18 protein-coding genes are annotated in these 16,904 nt (G+C 71.3%); 6 read left to right on the forward strand and 12 right to left on the reverse strand.

Annotated elements, in window-relative coordinates; translation table 11 throughout:
- Positions 1-8 precede the first annotated feature (8 nt).
- Entirely contained in the window at positions 9-902 is an 894-nt protein-coding gene (locus D3P35_RS16890) for a calcium-binding protein (protein WP_118135923.1), read from the forward strand.
- A gap of 238 nt (positions 903-1,140) precedes the next feature.
- Here the strand turns inward: D3P35_RS16890 and D3P35_RS16895 are convergent, their stop codons facing one another.
- From D3P35_RS16895 to paaG, 12 genes are all read right to left on the reverse strand, one after another.
- Positions 1,141-1,743 (reverse strand): transferase hexapeptide repeat family protein, encoded by a 603-nt coding sequence (locus D3P35_RS16895; RefSeq protein WP_118135924.1) that lies wholly within the window; start codon positions 1,741-1,743, stop codon positions 1,141-1,143.
- Positions 1,743-3,788, reverse strand: coding sequence for a phenylacetic acid degradation bifunctional protein PaaZ (gene paaZ / locus D3P35_RS16900; RefSeq protein WP_118135925.1), 2,046 nt, complete (start codon positions 3,786-3,788; stop codon positions 1,743-1,745). Before paaZ ends, D3P35_RS16895 begins: the two co-directional genes overlap by 1 nt.
- Position 3,789: 1 nt before the next feature.
- Positions 3,790-4,872, reverse strand: coding sequence for a 2Fe-2S iron-sulfur cluster-binding protein (locus D3P35_RS16905; RefSeq protein WP_118135926.1), 1,083 nt, complete (start codon positions 4,870-4,872; stop codon positions 3,790-3,792).
- Positions 4,872-5,357, reverse strand: coding sequence for a 1,2-phenylacetyl-CoA epoxidase subunit PaaD (paaD, locus tag D3P35_RS16910; protein WP_118136083.1), 486 nt, complete (start codon positions 5,355-5,357; stop codon positions 4,872-4,874). The genes D3P35_RS16905 and paaD overlap by 1 nt, the downstream gene beginning before the upstream one ends.
- The gene (gene paaC, locus D3P35_RS16915; RefSeq protein ID WP_118135927.1) at positions 5,357-6,106 is read right to left on the reverse strand and encodes a 1,2-phenylacetyl-CoA epoxidase subunit PaaC; all 750 of its coding nucleotides are present in this window, start codon (positions 6,104-6,106) and stop codon (positions 5,357-5,359) included. The genes paaD and paaC overlap by 1 nt, the downstream gene beginning before the upstream one ends.
- Positions 6,106-6,390 carry a 1,2-phenylacetyl-CoA epoxidase subunit PaaB gene (paaB, locus tag D3P35_RS16920; protein ID WP_118135928.1) on the reverse strand — a complete coding sequence of 95 codons (285 nt, stop codon included), beginning with the start codon at positions 6,388-6,390 and terminating at the stop codon, positions 6,106-6,108. Before paaB ends, paaC begins: the two co-directional genes overlap by 1 nt.
- A gap of 6 nt (positions 6,391-6,396) precedes the next feature.
- Entirely contained in the window at positions 6,397-7,362 is a 966-nt protein-coding gene (gene paaA, locus D3P35_RS16925) for a 1,2-phenylacetyl-CoA epoxidase subunit PaaA (RefSeq protein ID WP_118135929.1), read from the reverse strand.
- Positions 7,363-7,374: 12 nt separating this feature from the next.
- Positions 7,375-8,583 carry a 3-oxoadipyl-CoA thiolase gene (gene pcaF / locus D3P35_RS16930; protein WP_118135930.1) on the reverse strand — a complete coding sequence of 403 codons (1,209 nt, stop codon included), beginning with the start codon at positions 8,581-8,583 and terminating at the stop codon, positions 7,375-7,377.
- A 133-nt stretch (positions 8,584-8,716) separates the two neighbouring features.
- Complete coding sequence (locus D3P35_RS16935) at positions 8,717-9,568, reverse strand: PaaX family transcriptional regulator C-terminal domain-containing protein (protein ID WP_198670667.1); 852 nt, start codon at positions 9,566-9,568, stop codon at positions 8,717-8,719.
- 64 nt (positions 9,569-9,632) lie between these two features.
- Complete coding sequence (paaK, locus tag D3P35_RS16940) at positions 9,633-10,940, reverse strand: phenylacetate--CoA ligase PaaK (protein WP_118135932.1); 1,308 nt, start codon at positions 10,938-10,940, stop codon at positions 9,633-9,635.
- Positions 10,941-10,999: 59 nt separating this feature from the next.
- Positions 11,000-11,449, reverse strand: a complete 450-nt coding sequence (paaI, locus tag D3P35_RS16945) for a hydroxyphenylacetyl-CoA thioesterase PaaI (RefSeq protein ID WP_118135933.1) — start codon at positions 11,447-11,449, stop codon at positions 11,000-11,002.
- On the reverse strand, positions 11,446-12,243 hold the full coding sequence (gene paaG, locus D3P35_RS16950; protein ID WP_118135934.1) for a 2-(1,2-epoxy-1,2-dihydrophenyl)acetyl-CoA isomerase PaaG: 798 nt from the start codon (positions 12,241-12,243) through the stop codon (positions 11,446-11,448). Before paaG ends, paaI begins: the two co-directional genes overlap by 4 nt.
- 160 nt (positions 12,244-12,403) lie before the next feature.
- Here paaG and D3P35_RS16955 point away from each other — a divergent pair, with 160 nt between their 5' ends.
- The 5 genes from D3P35_RS16955 to D3P35_RS16975 are packed head-to-tail and all read left to right on the forward strand — an operon-like array spanning position 12,404 to position 16,896.
- A complete protein-coding gene (locus D3P35_RS16955; RefSeq protein WP_118135935.1) occupies positions 12,404-13,543 on the forward strand; it encodes an ABC transporter substrate-binding protein in 1,140 nt (379 codons plus the stop codon).
- Between the two features lie 6 nt (positions 13,544-13,549).
- On the forward strand, positions 13,550-14,422 hold the full coding sequence (locus D3P35_RS16960; protein WP_118135936.1) for a branched-chain amino acid ABC transporter permease: 873 nt from the start codon (positions 13,550-13,552) through the stop codon (positions 14,420-14,422).
- On the forward strand, positions 14,422-15,411 hold the full coding sequence (locus D3P35_RS16965; protein ID WP_118135937.1) for a branched-chain amino acid ABC transporter permease: 990 nt from the start codon (positions 14,422-14,424) through the stop codon (positions 15,409-15,411). Before D3P35_RS16960 ends, D3P35_RS16965 begins: the two co-directional genes overlap by 1 nt.
- Complete coding sequence (locus tag D3P35_RS16970) at positions 15,408-16,196, forward strand: ABC transporter ATP-binding protein (protein ID WP_118135941.1); 789 nt, start codon at positions 15,408-15,410, stop codon at positions 16,194-16,196. Before D3P35_RS16965 ends, D3P35_RS16970 begins: the two co-directional genes overlap by 4 nt.
- Positions 16,189-16,896, forward strand: coding sequence for an ABC transporter ATP-binding protein (locus D3P35_RS16975; protein ID WP_198670668.1), 708 nt, complete (start codon positions 16,189-16,191; stop codon positions 16,894-16,896). The genes D3P35_RS16970 and D3P35_RS16975 overlap by 8 nt, the downstream gene beginning before the upstream one ends.
- The last annotated feature ends 8 nt before the right edge of the window (positions 16,897-16,904 follow it).

Consider the following 16,904-nt stretch of genomic DNA (forward strand, 5'->3'; position numbering starts at 1 on the left):
ACACGGCCATGGCCGTCATCGACATCAGCGTACAGACCTCGACCGGTCTCGACTTCAACGCCTATCTCGCCGATTTCGCAGCGGATTTCGGCTCCGACAACCGCGGGTGGTTCGAGGGGGTCCTGGCCCCCTACGCCTCCTGGTCGATCCAGGAGCAGGGCAGCGCCGCGCAGGCGCTGGTCGCCACCGGCGCGCTCACCTATTCCTTCTCCAGCCATGTGCTGGAGGGCGATCTCGACACGCTGAGCTTCGGCACCGACCTCAGCCTCGGCTCGGGGACCGGCATCGCCATGAGCACGCCCACGCTCGGCAGCGGCGTGGTGGCGCTCGAGGGGCTCGGCCTCTCCGGCACCGGGGCGAGCAACATCGTGAACGACGTGCTGCTCGGGCTCGGCGAGGGTGATTCGTCGGCGCTGGAGGGCTGGCTCTTCGCCACCGCCGGCAACAGCCTGCGCTTCGACGGCGGCTCCGGGACGGACAGTTTCATCGGCGGCACCGGCGATGACCTGCTGCGGGGCCGGGCGGGCAACGACAGGCTCTTCGGCGGCGGCGGCGCGGATGACCTGCGCGGCGGCAACGGCGCGGACACGCTCGACGGCGGTGCCGGGGCCGATCTGCTCACCGGCGGCAACGGCGCCGACACGTTCCTCTTCGCCGCTGCGTCGGAGGCCGATGGCGACGAGATCACCGATTTCACCGGCGCCGACGCGATCGACCTCACCGGGATCGCCGGTCTCGGCGCCTGGGGCGGCACCACCGCCGCGGCGAACAGCGCGTGGTACGTGGTGAGCGGCGGCGACACGCTGCTGCGCGGCTCCGTCGACGCAGACGCCGTGGCGGATTTCGAGATCACGCTGTCGGGCTACGTCAGCGGCCTCGACAGCAGCCTCGTGCTGGTCTGAGCCCGGACCGGCGCCACCGGCCCGGGCGCGGAGCCGTCCACATCGGGCGGCTTCGCGTTGCATGAACGCCATATGCTGTGGGCGCCGGGGATTGAAAGTGCAAAATTCTGTTGACGCAATTCAGAGTTGCGCAGCATAGTAGGGACATTGATTTGATCGGATGTCCCATAAAGAACCCCGCTCATCTTCGGATGAGCGGGGTTTCTTTTTGCCGTTCCGCGCCCGGGCCGGCGGCAGTTCATCCCCGGCCGGCTGATTTCGGGCGGTGTTCCGGCGCGCGGATGCGGCCACGGCCGGGCTCGGCGCGGGGCAGGGGATCGGCCGGGCGCAGGCGGGCGGTGGCGGTGCGGGCGAGCTCGGCATAGACCTCGGTGCCGCGGGTTTTCCACACGACCTCCTCCTCGGACAGCTCGCGCAGCACGCGGGCCGGCATGCCCACCACCATCGAGCGCGGCGGCACCTGCATGCCCGCCTTCACGAAGGCGAGGGCGGCGACGATGCTCTCTGCCCCGATCACCGCCTCGTCCATCACCACGGCGTTCATGCCCACCATCGCGTTGGCCCCCACCACGCAGCCGTGCAGCACCGCGCCGTGGCCGATGTGGCCCATCTCGTCGACCACCACGTCGCGGCCGGGGAAGGCGTGCATCACGCAGGTTTCCTGCACGTTGGCGCGCGCGCCCACGATCACCCGGCCGAAATCGCCGCGCAGCACCGCGCCGGGGCCGATATAGGCGCCGGGGCCCACGTGCACGTCGCCGATCAGCACCGCCTCGGGGTGGAGGAAGGCCGAGGGGTCGGCCACCGGGGTGAAGTCGTCGAGCGCGTAGCAGCGGGCCATCAGGCGGCCCGCTGGGTTTTCGCCACCATGGTCAGCACGTCGTACTGGGCCACCACCTCGCCGTCGGCGCGGGTCACGGTGCAGTCCCAGCGCACCTCGCCATACGCCTCGGTTTCGCGCGGGTTGATCTGCTTGGCGGTGAGCTGCACGCGCAGGGTCTCGCCGGCGTGGACGGGGGAGAGGAAGCGCAGGTTGTCGACGCCGTAATTGGCCAGCACCGGCCCCTCGTCGGGCTGCACGAAGAGGCCCGCGGCGAAGGACACGATGAGGTAGCCATGCGCCACGCGCCCCTCGAAGAACGGGTTTCGCGCGGCGGCCTCTTCGTCCATGTGGGCATAGAAATTGTCGCCGGTGAACTCGGCGAAATGGGCGATGTCCTCCACCGTCACCTGCCGGCTTTCGGTGGTGATGGTGTCGCCCACCTCCAGCTCGGCGAGGGACTTGCGGAACGGGTGCACCGCGTCCTCGCGCCGGGCCGCGCCGGGCATCCACTGGCCGATGATGGCGGTGAGCATGTCCGGCGTGCCCTGCAGCGCGGTGCGCTGGGTGTAGTGGTGCAGCGCCCGCATGCCGCCGAGCTCCTCGCCGCCGCCGGCCCGTCCCGGGCCGCCATGCACCAGCTGGGGCAGGGGCGAGCCATGGCCGGTGGAGGTTTTCGCCGCCCCCCGGTTTCCGAACAGCAGGCGGCCATGGGCGCGGGCGATGCCGAGCCCGATCTCGCGCGCCACGGCACCGTCATCGGTGAACAGCGAGGCGACGAGCGAGCCGCCGCCGCGATTCGCGATCTCCACCGCCTCGGCCGGCGTGGCGTAGGGCATCAGCGTGCAGACCGGGCCGAAGGCCTCGACCTCGTGCGGGGCCGTGGCGGTGAGGGGGCTGTCGCACACCATGAGGCAGGGCGCGTGGAAGGCACCGCCCTGAGGCACCGGCCCGGGTTCGAGCACGATGCGCGCCTCGGCGGCGATGCGGGCGATGGCGCCGCGCACCTCCTCCACCTGGGCGGGGGAGGCGAGCGGGCCCATGCGGGTGCCCTCCTCGGCCGGGTTGCCGATGACGATCTTCGCGAGCCGCGCCTTCAGCGCCTCGGTGACCGGCTCGAGATGTGCGGCCGGCACGATGGCGCGGCGGATGGCGGTGCATTTCTGCCCCGCCTTCACGGTCATCTCGCGGGCGACCTCCTTCACGAAGAGCTCGAATTCCGGCGTGCCGGGCCCGGCATCGGGGCCGAGGATGGAGGCGTTGAGGCTGTCCGCCTCGGCGGTGAAGCGCACCGAGTTCTGTACGATGGCGGGGGTGGCGCGCAGGCGGCGGGCGGTGGCGGCGGAGCCGGTGAAGGTGACCACGTCCTGCGCCGTCACCCGGTCGAGCAGGTCGCCCGTGCCGCCGCAGACCAGCTGCAGCGCGCCTTCGGGCAGCAGGCCGGTGGCGAGGATCAGCCGCACGCAGGCCTCGGTGAGATAGGCGGTCTGGCTGGCGGGCTTCACGATGGCGGGCATGCCGGCGAGCCAGGTGGGGGCGAGCTTCTCCAGCATGCCCCAGACGGGGAAGTTGAAGGCGTTGATGTGGATCGCCACGCCCGAGAGCGGGGTGAGGATGTGCTGGCCGATGAAGCTGCCGTCCTTCGAGAGGATCTCGGGGGCGCCATCGGTGAGCACGGCGGCGTTCGGCAGCTCGCGCCGCCCGCGCGAGGCGTAGGTGAGCAGGGTGCCGATGCCGCCGTCGATGTCCACCCAGCTGTCGGTGCGGGTCGCGCCGGTGGCGAAGGAGAGGGTGTAGAGCTCCTCCTTCGCCTCCATCAGCGCGAGGCCGATCTCCTTCATCATCAGCGCGCGGGCATGCACGCTCATCGCGCGCAGGGCGGGGCCGCCGGCCTCCCGCCCGTGGGCGAGGGCGGCGCCCATGTCGAGGCCGGTGGCGTCGACCCGGGCCACGGGCGCGCCGGTGGCCGCGTCATGCACCAGCGTGCCGGCGCCGGCGCCTTCCTGCCAGCGCCCGGCGATGTAGCTTGCGAGGCGGCGCGGTTCGGTGCGGTCTGCGTCCAGCATGTCAGTGTCCTTCGTATTCGATGACGATCTCGTCGCTCAGCGGGATGCACTGGCAGGTGAGCACCAGCCCGCGGGCGACCTCGTAATCCTCGAGCGCGTAATTCTGCAGCATCTCCACCTCGCCCTTGTGCACGCGGCCGATGCAGGTGGAGCAGACGCCGGCCTTGCAGGAGAAGGGGGCGTCGATGTCATGCTCGCGCGCGGCCTCGAGCACGCTCTGGCCGCGGCGGGGCATCTGAAACTCGGTGGCCGCGCCGTCGATGATCACGGTGGCGCGCACCATGTCGCCGGAGGCGCGGGCGGCGGCGGCCTCGGCGCGCAGCTTCGCGCGGCCCGGCTGGTCGGCGCCGAAGAGCTCGAAGCGGATGCGCTCGCGCGGCAGGCCGGCGCCTTCCAGCGCGCCTGCCACCTCCTTCATCATCGCCTCGGGGCCGCAGATGAAGGCCATCTCGGCCTCCGCCGGCTGCAGCCAGCCGCCGAAGAGGGCGGCGCATTTGCCTGCGTCGATGCGGCCGGAGAACAGCCCTTCCTCGGCGCCCGGGCCGGAGAACAGGTGCAGCACCGAGAAGCGGGAGAGATAGCGGTCCTTCAGCTCGCCCAGCTCGGCGCGGAACATCACCGAGGCCACGGCGCGGTTGCCGTAGACCAGGGTGAAGCGCGCCTGCGGGTCTCCGCTCAGGATGGTGCGGGCGATGGAGAGCACCGGCGTGATGCCCGAGCCCGCGGCAAAGCCGATGTAGTGGCGGGCCTGCGCCTCGGGCGCGGTGTCGCCGGGGCCGAAGCGGCCCTGCGGCGGCATGGCCTCGATCGTGTCGCCCACGGCGAGGTCCGATTTCGCCCAGCCGGAAAACGCCCCGCCGGAGACCCGCTTGATGCCCACCCGCAGGCCCTCGCCGGGGGCGGCGCAGATCGAGTAGGAGCGGCGCAGCTCCTCGCCGTCGAAGCTGCGGCGGAAGGTGAGGTATTGCCCGGGGCGGAAGCGGAAGCGCTCCAGGTCCTCGGCCCGGGGCGCGAGGCTGAGCACCACCGCGTCACGCGTGTCATGGGCGATGTCGGTGACGGTGAGGGGGAAGAACTCTTGCATCAGATCGCCTTGAAATAGTCGAAGGGCTCGGCGCAGGCGCGGCAGCGGAACTGCGCCTTGCAGGGGGTGGAGCCGCGGGGGGTGAGCATCTCGGTGTCCTCCGAGCCGCATTGCGGGCAGGGCGCCTTCTGGGCGGCGAGCATGCCGGCGCAGGAGGCGAGGCCGGGCTGCGGCGGGGCGATGCCGTAGGCGCGCAGCTTCTCGCGGCCCTCGGGGCTGATCCAGTCCGTCGTCCAGGCGGGGGAGAGCTGCTGGCGCACCTGCACCGGCCCCGCGCCGCGGCGGGTGAGCTCGGTCTCGATGTCGAGCGCGATCACCGCGGTGGCCGGGCAGCCGGCATAGGTGGGTGTCACGGTGACCACCACGCGCCCCTCCTCCAGCCCGACATCGCGCACGATGCCGAGGTCGACCAGCGAGACCGCCGGGATCTCGGGGTCCGGGATCTCCTCCAGCCAGGCGCGGATGGTGTCGAGCCCGGGCTGCATCACCACACCGCTCCCGGGTGTGCGCGCGGCAGCGACTGCATCTCCGCCAGCACGTAGCCCATGTGCTCGGAATGGATGCCCTGCCGGCCGCCGCGGCGGGTGAGCCGGGCCTCGGGCAGGGCGAGGGTGGCGGCGGCAAGGCTCGCCGCGGTCTCCGCCTCGAAGGCGGCGCGCACCGGGGCGGGGTCGGGCAGCACGCCGGTCTCGCGCAGGGCGGCATCGGCGGCGTCGGTCTCCAGCAGGTCGGCGGTGAAGGGCCAGAGCGCCTCGAGCGCTGCCTGCATGCGGGCATGGCTCTCGGCCGAACCGTCGCCCAGCCGCACGATGAGATCGCGCGAGCGCTCGAGGTGGTAGCGCACCTCCTTCACCGATTTCTCCGCCAGGGCGCGCACGCCGTCGTGGGTGCTGCCGGTCAGCGCATCGAGCATCGGCAGGTGCCAGGCGTCGAAGATGTACTGGCGCATCAGCGCATGGGCGAAATCGGTGTTGGGCTGCTCCACCAGCTGGGTGTTGAGGAACTCGCGCTCGCCGCGCAGGAAGGCGAGATCATCCGGCGTGCGCGCACCGCCCTCGGCCTCGCAGGCGAGGCCGTACCAGAGCTGGGTCTGGCCGATGAGGTCGAGCCCCATGTTGGCGAAGGCGATGTCCTCCTCCAGGATGGGCGCGTGGCCGCACCACTCGCCCGTGCGCTGCCCGAGGATGAGCGCGTTGTCGCCCATGCGCAGGCAGAAGGTCACGAACGGGTCCATCACATCGCTCCGATCTCGTCGGGGATGTCGAAGAAGCTCGGGTGACGGTAGACCTTGGAGGCCGCCGGCTCGAAGGTCTGCTCGGCGTCATCGGGGCTGGAGGCGGTGATGCGGGCGGATTCCACCACCCAGATGCTCTGGCCTTCGTTGCGCCGCGTATAGACATCGCGCGCGTGCTTCAGCGCCATCTCGGCGTCGGGCGCATGCAGGCTGCCCACGTGCCGGTGCGACAGGCCGTGCTGGCCACGGATGAACACTTCCCAGAGGGGCCATTCCCTGCTCATCGTCTCTTACTCCGCTGCTCGCTTGTGTTTTTCGGCATGGGCCATCAGCCCCTCGCGGAACCAGGCGCCATCGTCCCAGGCCTTCTGCCGGGCGGCGAGGCGCTCGCGGTTGCACGGGCCGTTGCCCTTGAGCACCGCGAAGAACTCGTCCCAGTCCGGGGTGCCGAAATCGTAGCCGTCCTTCTCCGCGTTCCAGGCGAGGTCGGGGTCGGGCACCTTCAGGCCCAGCCACTCGGCCTGCGGCACGGTCTGGTCGACGAATTTCTGCCGCAGCTCGTCGTTCGAGTTCTGCTTGATGCCCCATTTCATCGACTGCTCGGAATGCACCGAGTCCGCGTCCGGCGGCCCGAACATCATCAGCGAGGGCCACCACCAGCGGTTCAGCGCGTCCTGCGCCATCGCCTTCTGCGCCTCCGAGCCGTGGCAGAGCGCGCGCATGATGTCGAAGCCCTGGCGCTGGTGGAAGCTCTCCTCCTTGCAGATCCGGATCATCGCGCGCGAGTAGGGGCCGAAGGAGCAGCGCTGCAGCGGCACCTGGTTCATGATCGCCGCACCGTCGACCAGCCAGCCGATGGCGCCCACGTCGGCCCAGGTGAGGGTGGGGTAGTTGAAGATCGAGCTGTACTTCGCCTTGCCGGCCAGCAGCTGCTCGGTCATCTCGTCGCGCGAGATGCCCAGCGTCTCGGCGGCGCAGTAGAGGTAGAGGCCGTGGCCCGCCTCGTCCTGCACCTTGGCGAGCAGGATGGCCTTGCGCTGCAGGCTGGGCGCGCGGGTGATCCAGTTGCCCTCCGGCAGCTGGCCGACGATCTCGGAATGCGCGTGCTGGCCGATCTGGCGGATCAGCGTCTTGCGGTAGCCCTCGGGCATCCAGTCCTTCGGCTCGATGCGGATGCCTGCGTCGATGCGGGCCTGGAACCGGGCATCCGCCTCGGACGTGCCCTCGGCGCCGCTCTCCACGAGTTGTGCGTACATGGCCTTCCTCCTTCAGTTCCGTGCTTCGATGATCATGGCGATGCCCTGGCCCACGCCGATGCACATGGTGCAGAGCGCGTAGCGCCCGCCGCGCCGGCGCAGCTCATGCGCCGCGGTGGTGACGAGCCGCGCGCCGGACATGCCGAGCGGATGACCCAGCGCGATGGCGCCGCCATTGGGGTTCACATGGGCCGCGTCCTCGGCGAGGCCGAGCTCGCGCAGCACCGCGATGCCCTGGGCCGCGAAGGCCTCGTTGAGCTCGATCACGTCCATCTGCTCGAGGCTGAGGCCCGTGCGGGCGAGCAGCTTGCGCACCGCGGGCACCGGGCCCACGCCCATCACCCGCGGCTCCACCCCCGCCGCCGCCATCGCCACCACCCGCGCCATCGGGCTGAGCCCCTGGCGCGCGGCGGCCTCGGGCGTGGCGAGCAGCAGGGCGGCCGCGCCGTCGTTCACGCCCGAGGCATTGCCGGCGGTCACGGTGAGATCGGGGCCGTTCACCCCGCGCAGCTTCGCCAGCGCCGCGGTGTCGGTGCCCGGGCGGGGGTGTTCGTCGGTATCGACCACGATCGGCGCGCCGCGGCGCTGCTTCACGCTCACCGGGGCGATCTCGTCGGCGAACACGCCGCGGGCCTGGGCTGCGGCCCATCGGGCCTGGCTGAGGGCGGCGAACGCATCCTGGTCGGCACGCGACACGCCGTAGTCGGCCGCCACGTTGTCGGCGGTCTCGGGCATGGAATGGGCGCCGTACTGCGCCTTCAGCGCCGGGTTGGTGAAGCGCCAGCCGATGGTGGTGTCATGGATCTCCGCGGCGCGGGAGAAGGCGGCGGTGGCCTTCGCCATCACGAAGGGCGCGCGGCTCATGCTCTCCACCCCGCCGGCGAGCACGGTGTCATAATCGCCCGATTTCAGGCCGCGGGCGGCCATGCCCACCGCGTCCATCCCCGAGCCGCAGAGCCGGTTCACCGTGGTGCCCGGCACCGTGACAGGCAGGCCGGCCAGCAGGGCGGCCATGCGGGCCACGTTGCGGTTGTCCTCGCCGGCCTGGTTGGCGCAGCCGAGGATCACGTCGTCGAGCCTGCCCCAGTCCACGCCCGGGTTGCGCGCGGCCAGCGCGCGGATCGGCTCTGCCGCCAGGTCGTCCGCCCGCACGCCCGAGAGCGCGCCGCCGTAGCGGCCGATCGGGGTGCGCTGCGCATCGCAGATCAGGGCGTCCGTCATGAATCCTCCCGAGACTCGGTCTTGTGCTTTCCCGGGAATATGGCACTCGATATGTCACATAGCAAGCAAAGTGTGACATATCGCGTGACATGTGAAGATCCGCGTGCCGCGTGGGCGGCCGGGCAGGGCGGCTTCAGTGGTAGGAGAGGTCGGCGATGCGGCGGGCGATGCGCGTGGGGTCGGCGGCGAGCGTGCCGTTGCGGTCCACGAAGGTGGCTGCCACGGCGGCATCGGCCCCGGGGGTAAGCGCGAGGTAGAGCCGCGCGAACAGCGCGCGGGCCTCCGGGCTCTGCCAGCTCTCGGGCAGCATGCCCAGCGGCAGGGCGGGGTCCGACAGGGCGATGTCGCGGAAGATGTGCACCAGCAGCAGCCGCAGGCCGAGCGCCTCGGCGGGCGCGAAGCTGCGGCCCTCCAGCGGCGAGAAACCTTCCACGAACCGGTCGATCCGCCCGGCCAGCGCCTCGAGCTGCCAGGCGCCGCGGGCGAGCTCGGTGAGGTCGTCATCGGTGGTGGCGCGGAAATGGATGGCGCCGAGCGGCGGCAGCGGCTCGCCCCGGTCGGGCAGGATGGCGAGATGCGGCTGCGCCATGCCGAAGCGCAGCTTCGCGAGCCGGTGCACCAGCGCCTCGCGCCCCGCGCCCTGCGGCAGGGCCACGAGATGCCAGCCGCGCAGCGGCTCGGCCCGCGGGCGCGAGTAGATCAGCCTTGCGGCATGGGTGAACTCGCGGTTCGCCGCCTCGGTGAGCCGGTAGTAGCTCTTGCGGCCGTGCTTCTCGCCCGCGATGCGCCCGGAGGCCACCAGCCGCGAGACCGCGGTGCGCACCCGGCTCTCGGAGATCTGCACGGCGCGGCAGGCCTCCACGATGTTGCCCATCCACAGCTCGCCGCCGCGCGGCGCCACCACGTCACCGTAGAGCGTGACGATGAACGCCCCGGCGCTCACGGGAAAGGTTTCGAGAATCCGGGAGGTTACCGAGGTGTTCATGCAGGTCTCCGACAGGGCGGAGACCTTTGTAGCCAGCTTTGCCCCCGGCCTCAATCGGGGCGGATCAGCGCTCCGGGCGCCGGTCATGCACGCGCTGGGCCTTGCCCTCGGAGCGCTTCAGCGCGCCGGGCCCCAGCACCTCCACCACGCTCGAGACACCGACCACGCTCTTGATGTGGCCCGAAAGCTCGCGCGCCGCGGCGGCGCTCTCCGCCGAGCCCATGCCGGCCTTGCCCTCGCAGCGCACGGTCATGCAGTCCATCCGGCCGGAGCGGGTGAGCTCGATCTCGTAATGCGGCGCGAGGCGGGCGCATTTGAGGATCTGCTCCTCGATCTGGGTGGGGAACACGTTGACCCCGCGCAGGATGATCATGTCGTCCGAGCGCCCGGTTACCTTCTCCATCCGCCGCATCGAGCGGGCGGTGCCGGGCAGCAGCCGGGTGAGGTCGCGCGTGCGGTAGCGGATGATCGGGAAGGCCTCCTTGGTGAGCGAGGTGAAGACCAGCTCGCCCTTCTCGCCCTCTGCCACCGGCTCGCCGGTCTCGGGGTTCACGATCTCGGGGTAGAAATGGTCCTCCCAGATGTGCAGCTCGTCCTTGGTCTCGACGCATTCCTGCGCCACGCCCGGGCCCATCACCTCCGACAGCCCGAAGATGTCGACCGCGTCCATGTCGAAGGCAGTCTCGATCTCCTCGCGCATGGCGTTGGTCCAGGGCTCGGCGCCGAAGATGCCGGTGCGCAGCGAGGAGCGGCGCGGGTCGAGCCCCGCCTTGGTGTAGGCGTCGAGGATGGAGAGCATGTAGGAGGGCGTGACCATGATGATCGAGGGGCGGAAATCCTCGATCAGCGTCACCTGCCGCTCGGTCATGCCGCCGGAGACCGGCACCACGGTGCAGCCCAGCTTCTCCGCCCCGTAGTGCGCCCCGAGCCCGCCGGTGAACAGCCCGTAGCCGTAGGCCACGTGGCAGATGTCGCCCGGCCCGCCGCCGGCGGCGCGGATGGAGCGGGCCACGAGGTCGGCCCAGGTGTCGATGTCACGCCTGGTGTAGGCCACCACGGTGGGCTTGCCGGTTGTGCCGGAGGAGGCGTGCAGCCGCGCGATCTTCTCCCGCGGCACGGCGAACATGCCGAAGGGATAATTGTCGCGCAGGTCCTGCTTCTGGGTAAACGGGAATTTCGCGAGGTCCGACAGGGACTTGAGGTCGTCCGGGTGGACGCCCGCCGCGTCGAACTGCCGGCGGTAAAAGGGCGAGCCCTCGTAGGCGGCGCGCAGCGTGGCCTTCAGCCGGCTGAGCTGCAGGGCGGTGATCTCGTCACGCGAGGCGGTCTCGATCGGGTCGAGCGCCGCGCGGGGGCCGTTGACGTTGAGCATTCTGGGTTCCTCCCGGGGCCGTATCGCCCCTTGTTCTGGTCGGGGTCTCGCGGGGCCGCTCAGGCCTCGAAATGGCTGCCCTTGATGGTGCGCGAATGGCCGCGGAAACTGGCGATCAGCGTGCCCTCGGCGTTGGTCACCGCGATGTCGTAGAGACCGGAGCGCCCGGCGCGCTGCACCTCGCGCGCCTCGGCGGTGAGGGTATCGCCCTCGCGGCCCGGGGCGTGGAAGGTGACCGCGCAGTGCTGGGCCACCGTGCGCGCGTTGTAGCTGTTGCAGGCGAAGGCGAAGGTGCTGTCGGCGAGCGCGAAGATGAAGCCGCCATGCGCGGTGCCCACGCCGTTGAGCATGTCAGGGCGCACGCGCATTCGCATCCGGGCAAAGCCGGGGCCGGTCTCGACCAGCTCCATGCCGAGCAGGCGGCTCGCGGCGTCGCCCGCCTGCATCGCGGCGGCGGAGCGGCTGGCGGTCTCCTGCGCGGAGAGCGGGGCGAGGTCGTCCGGGCTCATGACTCGCGCCCCGTGAAGGCGGGCGTGCGCTTCTCGGTGAAGGCGCGCACGCCCTCGGCATAGTCGGGGCTGCGGCCGGCGCGGCGCTGCAAATCGCGCTCCAGGTCGAGGCTCTCGTCGAGGCTGAGGTAGCCCGCGGCATGCACCGCCTGCTTGGTGAGCGCGTAGCCGAAGGTGGGGCCGGCGGCGAGCTTCGCGGCAAGCGCGCGCGCCTCGCCCATCAGCTCCGCCCCGGGCAGGGCGCGCCAGATCAGCCCCCAGTCCGCCGCCTCGCGGGCGGAGATCGGCGCGCCGGTGAGCATCAGCGCCTTGGCGCGGGCCTCGCCGATGGCGCGGGTCAGGGTCCAGGTGCCGCCCGAATCGGGCACCAGGCCGATGTTGGCGAAGGACTGGATGAAGCGCGCCTCCTCGGCGGCCAGCACGATGTCGCAGGCCAGCGCCACGTTGGCGCCCGCGCCCGCCGCCACGCCGTTTACCGCGCAGATCACCGGCTTGGGCAGGGCGCGCAGCCGGCGCACCAGCGGGTTCCACAGGCTGTCGATGGTCTCGCCGAGGTCGGGCGGGCCGGAGGCCGCGTCCGGGTTGCGCGCGCCCAGGTCCTGCCCGGCGCAGAAGCCGCGCCCCGCCCCGGTAATCAGCACGGCGCGCACGCCGTCTTCGCGCGCGGCAGTGTCGAGGGCCGCGCGCAGGGCGAGGTGCAGCTCTTCGGTAAAGGAATTGAGTCGCTCCGGCCGGTTCAGCGTCAGCTCCATGACGCCGCCCTCAACCTGCTGCAACAGCACGGAATCGGTCATCTCTGCCCTTTCATCGTGGCCCTCCCAGGGCATGGATGCGGCACACGTTCTGCGGTGACCGCTGAAAAATGTGTTGCATAAACCGACCGCGTGGTCAATGAATAACATGTCACGCGAATTGAGGTTAACGTCAGTGGGTGTGACCTATGGGAGGAAAGAGATGACATCTGCAAAACTCGGCGCGGGGCTCTCCGCGCTGGCACTCCTCGCGGCCCTGCCGGCGGCGGCGGAGATCCGCATCGGCGCGTCGCTCGCGGTCACCGGCCCGGCGGCCTTCCTCGGCGACCCCGAGGCCAAGACGCTGGAAATGCTCGTGGAGGCGGTGAACGCCGAGGGCGGCGTGAACGGCGAGCCGCTGAAGCTCGTGCTCTACGATGACGGCGGCGACCCCAACAAGGCGCGCACCTTCGCCACCCGCCTCATCGAGGAGGACGAGGTTGTGGCGGTGATCGGCGGCACCTCCACCGGCGCCACCATGGCGATGTCGCCGCTCTTCGGGGAATACGAGATCCCGTTCATCTCGCTCGCCGGCGCGGTGGTGATCATCGACCCGGTGCAGGACTACGTGTTCAAGACCCCCCACACCGACCGCATGGCCTGCGAGAAGATCTTCGCCGACATCACCGGCCGCGGCCTCACCAAGGTGGGGATGATCTCGGGCACCGGGGGCTTCGGCAAGTCGATGCGCGAGCAGTGCCTCGACGTGGCGGAGGCCTCGGGCGTGGAGATCGTGGCCGACGAGACCTACGGGCCGAACGACGCCGACATGACCCCCCAGCTCACCAACATCGCCAACACGGCGGGCGTGGAGGCGGTGGTGAACCCCGGCTTCGGCCAGGGCCCGGCGGTGGTGACGCGCAACTTCGCCCAGCTCGGGCTGGAGCTGCCGTTCTACCAGAGCCACGGTGTCGCCTCCGACAGTTTCATCGAGCTCGCCGGCCCCGCGGCCGAGGGCGTGCGCCTGCCGGCCACCCCGCTGCTCATCCCCGGCCAGCTCGCCGATGACGACCCGCAGAAACAGCCCGTGACCGATTACATCGCCGCCTACGAGGCGAAATACGGCGACACCCCCTCCACCTTCGGCGGCTATGCCTATGACGCGTTCAACATCGTGATCGCGGCCATCGAGAGCGCCGGCGCCGACGACCCCGCCGCCATCCGCGACGCGATCGAGGCCACCTCGGGCTACGCCGGGGTCACCGGTGTCTACTCCTTCTCCCCCGAGGACCATCTCGGCCTCGACCTCACCGCCTTCCGGATGCTCGAGATCCGCGACGGCGGCTGGGCCCCGGTGGAGTAAGGCGCCGTGGCGGAACTCCTGCAATTCCTCGTCTCGGGGGTCACGGTGGGCGCGATCTATGCCGCCGTCGCCCTGGGCTTCACGCTGATCTACAACGCCACCGGGGTGGTGAACTTCGCGCAGGGCGAGTTCGTCGTCATCGGCGGGCTGACGGCGGCGGCCCTGATCGGGGCCGGGGTTCCGCCGCTCATCGCCGCCCCGCTCGCCGTGCTGGCGGGGCTCGTGGTGGGGCTGCTGCTCTACCGGCTGGCCATCCGGCCGGCGGGCCAGGCGCCGCTGGTCTCGCTCATCATCATCACCATCGGGGCGAGCATCTTCCTGCGCGGCGCGATGCAGATGGTGTTCGACAAGCAGATCCACCGCTACGACGGCTTTTCCGGCGAGGCGCCCATCGGCTTTCTCGGCGCCACCATCCTGCCGCAGAGCCTGTGGATCATCGGCGGCAGCCTCGTGGTGTTCGCCTTCCTCGCCTGGTTCATGGGCCACACCCGGGCGGGGCGCGGCATCCGCGCCACCGCCTCCAACCGGCTGGCGGCCGCCCTCGTGGGCATCAACACCAGGGCGGCGATGAACCTCTCCTTCGCGCTTTCCGCCGCCATCGGGGCGCTTGCCGGCGTGCTCGCCACCCCGGTCACCTTCACCAGCTACGACGTGGGGGTTCTGGTGGCGCTCAAGGGCTTCTCGGCCACCATGCTGGGCGGCGTGGGCTCGGCGCAGGGGGCGCTTGCGGGCGGGCTGCTGATCGGGCTGATCGAGGCGCTCACCGCCGGCTACGTGAGCTCGGACTACAAGGACGCCGCCGCCTTCGTGGTGATCCTCGCGGTGCTGTTCCTGCGCCCGCAGGGCCTGTTCGGCGCCCGGATGACGGAGCGCGTGTGATGACCCTCGGCCCCGGAACCCGCACCTTCCTCGTCTTCGCCGCCCTCGTGGTGCTGGGGGCGCTGGTGTTCCCCTCCTCCTTCTTCTACCGCGTCGGCACGCTGGTGTGGATCAACACGCTCGCGGTCACCGGCATGGTGGTGCTGCTGGGCTACGTGGGGCTGGTGAGCCTCGGGCACGCCGGCTTCTTCGCCATCGGCGCCTATGCCACCGCCCTGCTGCCGCAATACGGCGTGCCCTCGGGCCTCGCGATGCTGGCGGGGGCGGCGGGGGCGGCGCTGCTCGCGGCGCTCATCGGCCGGCCGATCCTGAAGCTCTCGGGCTATTACCTCGCCATCGCCACGCTCGGCCTCGGCATGCTGATCTGGATGGTGCTCTCGAAGGAGGCCTGGCTCACCGGCGGGCCGGACGGGATGACCGTCACCGGCTTCTCGGCCCGCAACCTGCTGAAATCGGTGGGCATCACGCTGAAAACCGCCGAGGCCTGGTACTGGCTCTGCGGTGCTGTCGCCACGTTGGGCGCGGTGCTGGCGGTGAACCTCGGGCAGAGCTCGGCCGGCCGGGCCTTCCGCGCCATCCATGACAGCGACGTGGCCGCCGCCTCGCTGGGGGTGGACGTGGCGCGGGCCAAATCCGCCGCCTTCGTGATCTCGGCGGTCTATGCCGCGGTGGCGGGGGCGCTGCTGGCGCTGGCCAACGGCTACATCACCCCCGACGCGGGCGGCTTCATGCATTCGGTCGAGCTCGTCACCATGGCGGTGCTCGGCGGGGCGGCGAGCGTCTACGGCGCGCTGGTGGGGGCGCTGATCCTCACCGCGCTGCCGCAGGTGCTGACCGTGTTTGCCGAATACGAGCACATGGTGCTGGGCGCCATCATGGTGGGCACGATGATCGCGATGCGCCGCGGGCTGGTGCCGGCGCTGGCCGGGCTGCTGGCCCGCCGCCGGGCCGCCCGCCGCGCCGGCCGGCTGGCGAGGAGAGTGTCATGAGCCTGCTCGAAGTCTCCGGCCTCGGCATTTCCTTCGGCGGCCTGCGCGCGGTCGACGGCGTGGGCTTCACCGCCCGGCCCGGCGAGGTCACCTCCATCATCGGGCCCAACGGCGCGGGCAAGACCACGCTCTTCAACCTGGTGAGCGGGGTCTACATCGCCGATGCGGGCGCGGTGCGCATCGCGGGGCGCGAGGTCACCGGCCTGCCGCCGCACCGGCTGGCGCGCGCCGGCATGGCCCGCACCTTCCAGAACCTGCGCGTGTTCCCGCAGATGACCGCGCTGGAAAACGTGATGACCGGCTGCCACATGGCCGAGCGCGCCGGGCTGCTCGCGGGTCTCTTCGGCCTGCCGGGCAGCCGCGCCGAGACCGCCCGCAGCCGCGAGGCCGCCGCCGCCGCCCTCACCCGCACCGGGCTCGGCGCGCTGGCGGGGCGCGAGGCGGCGGCGCTGTCCTACGGCCAGCTCAAGCGGCTGGAGATCGCCCGCGCGCTGGTGACCGGCTGTTCCATCCTGCTGCTCGACGAGCCCGCCGCAGGCTGCAACGCCGTCGAGACCCGCGAGATCGACGATCTCATCCATGCCATCGCCGGGGAGGGGCGGACCGTGGTGCTCATCGAACATGACATGCGGCTGGTGATGCGCATTTCCGCGCGCATCCTGGTGCTCGATCAGGGCCGGCGCATCGCCGAGGGCGCGCCGGAGGAGATCCGCGAGAACCCCCGGGTGATCGAGGCCTATCTCGGCGCCCATGGCGCGGCCGAGGCGAGGGCGGCCCATGCCTGAGCTGTTGCGCATCGAGGGGCTCGTCTCGGCCTATGGCGCGCTGGAGGTGCTGCACGGCATCGACCTTGCGGTGGCGGAGGGCGAGATCGTCACGCTGGTGGGGGCAAACGGCGCCGGCAAGACCACGCTGATGCGCTGCATCTCCGGGGTGCAGCCGCTGCGCGCCGGCGCCATCCGCTTTCGCGGCGAGGACATCAGCCGCCGGCCCGACCATGCCCGCGCCGGGCTCGGCATCGGCCATTCGCCGGAGGGGCGGCAGATCTTCGCCGATCTGCCCGTGGAGGAGAACCTCGCACTGGGCGCCTACCACCGCCGCGGCCCGCTCGCCGCCGATCTCGACGAGGTCTACACCCTGTTCCCGGTGCTGGCGGAGAAGCGGGCGCTGCCGGCGGGGGGCCTCTCCGGCGGGCAGCAGCAGATGCTCGCCATCGGCCGCGCCATCATGACCCGGCCGAAGCTGATGCTGCTCGACGAGCCCTCCATGGGCCTCGCCCCGGTGCTGGTCGACCGCATCCTCGAGGTGATCACCACCCTGCGCGATCGCGGCGTGACCCTGCTGGTGGTGGAGCAGAACGCCTTCGCCGCCCTCTCCATCGCCGACCGCGGCTACGTGATGGAGACCGGGCGCATCACCCTCTCCGGCCCGGCCCGCACCCTGATCGAGGACCCCCGGGTCCGCGAAGCCTATCTCGGGGCCTGAGGCCCCGC

The sequence above is a fragment of the Oceanicella sp. SM1341 genome (genome assembly GCF_003448965.1).
Taxonomy (GTDB): Bacteria; Pseudomonadota; Alphaproteobacteria; order Rhodobacterales; family Rhodobacteraceae; genus Paroceanicella.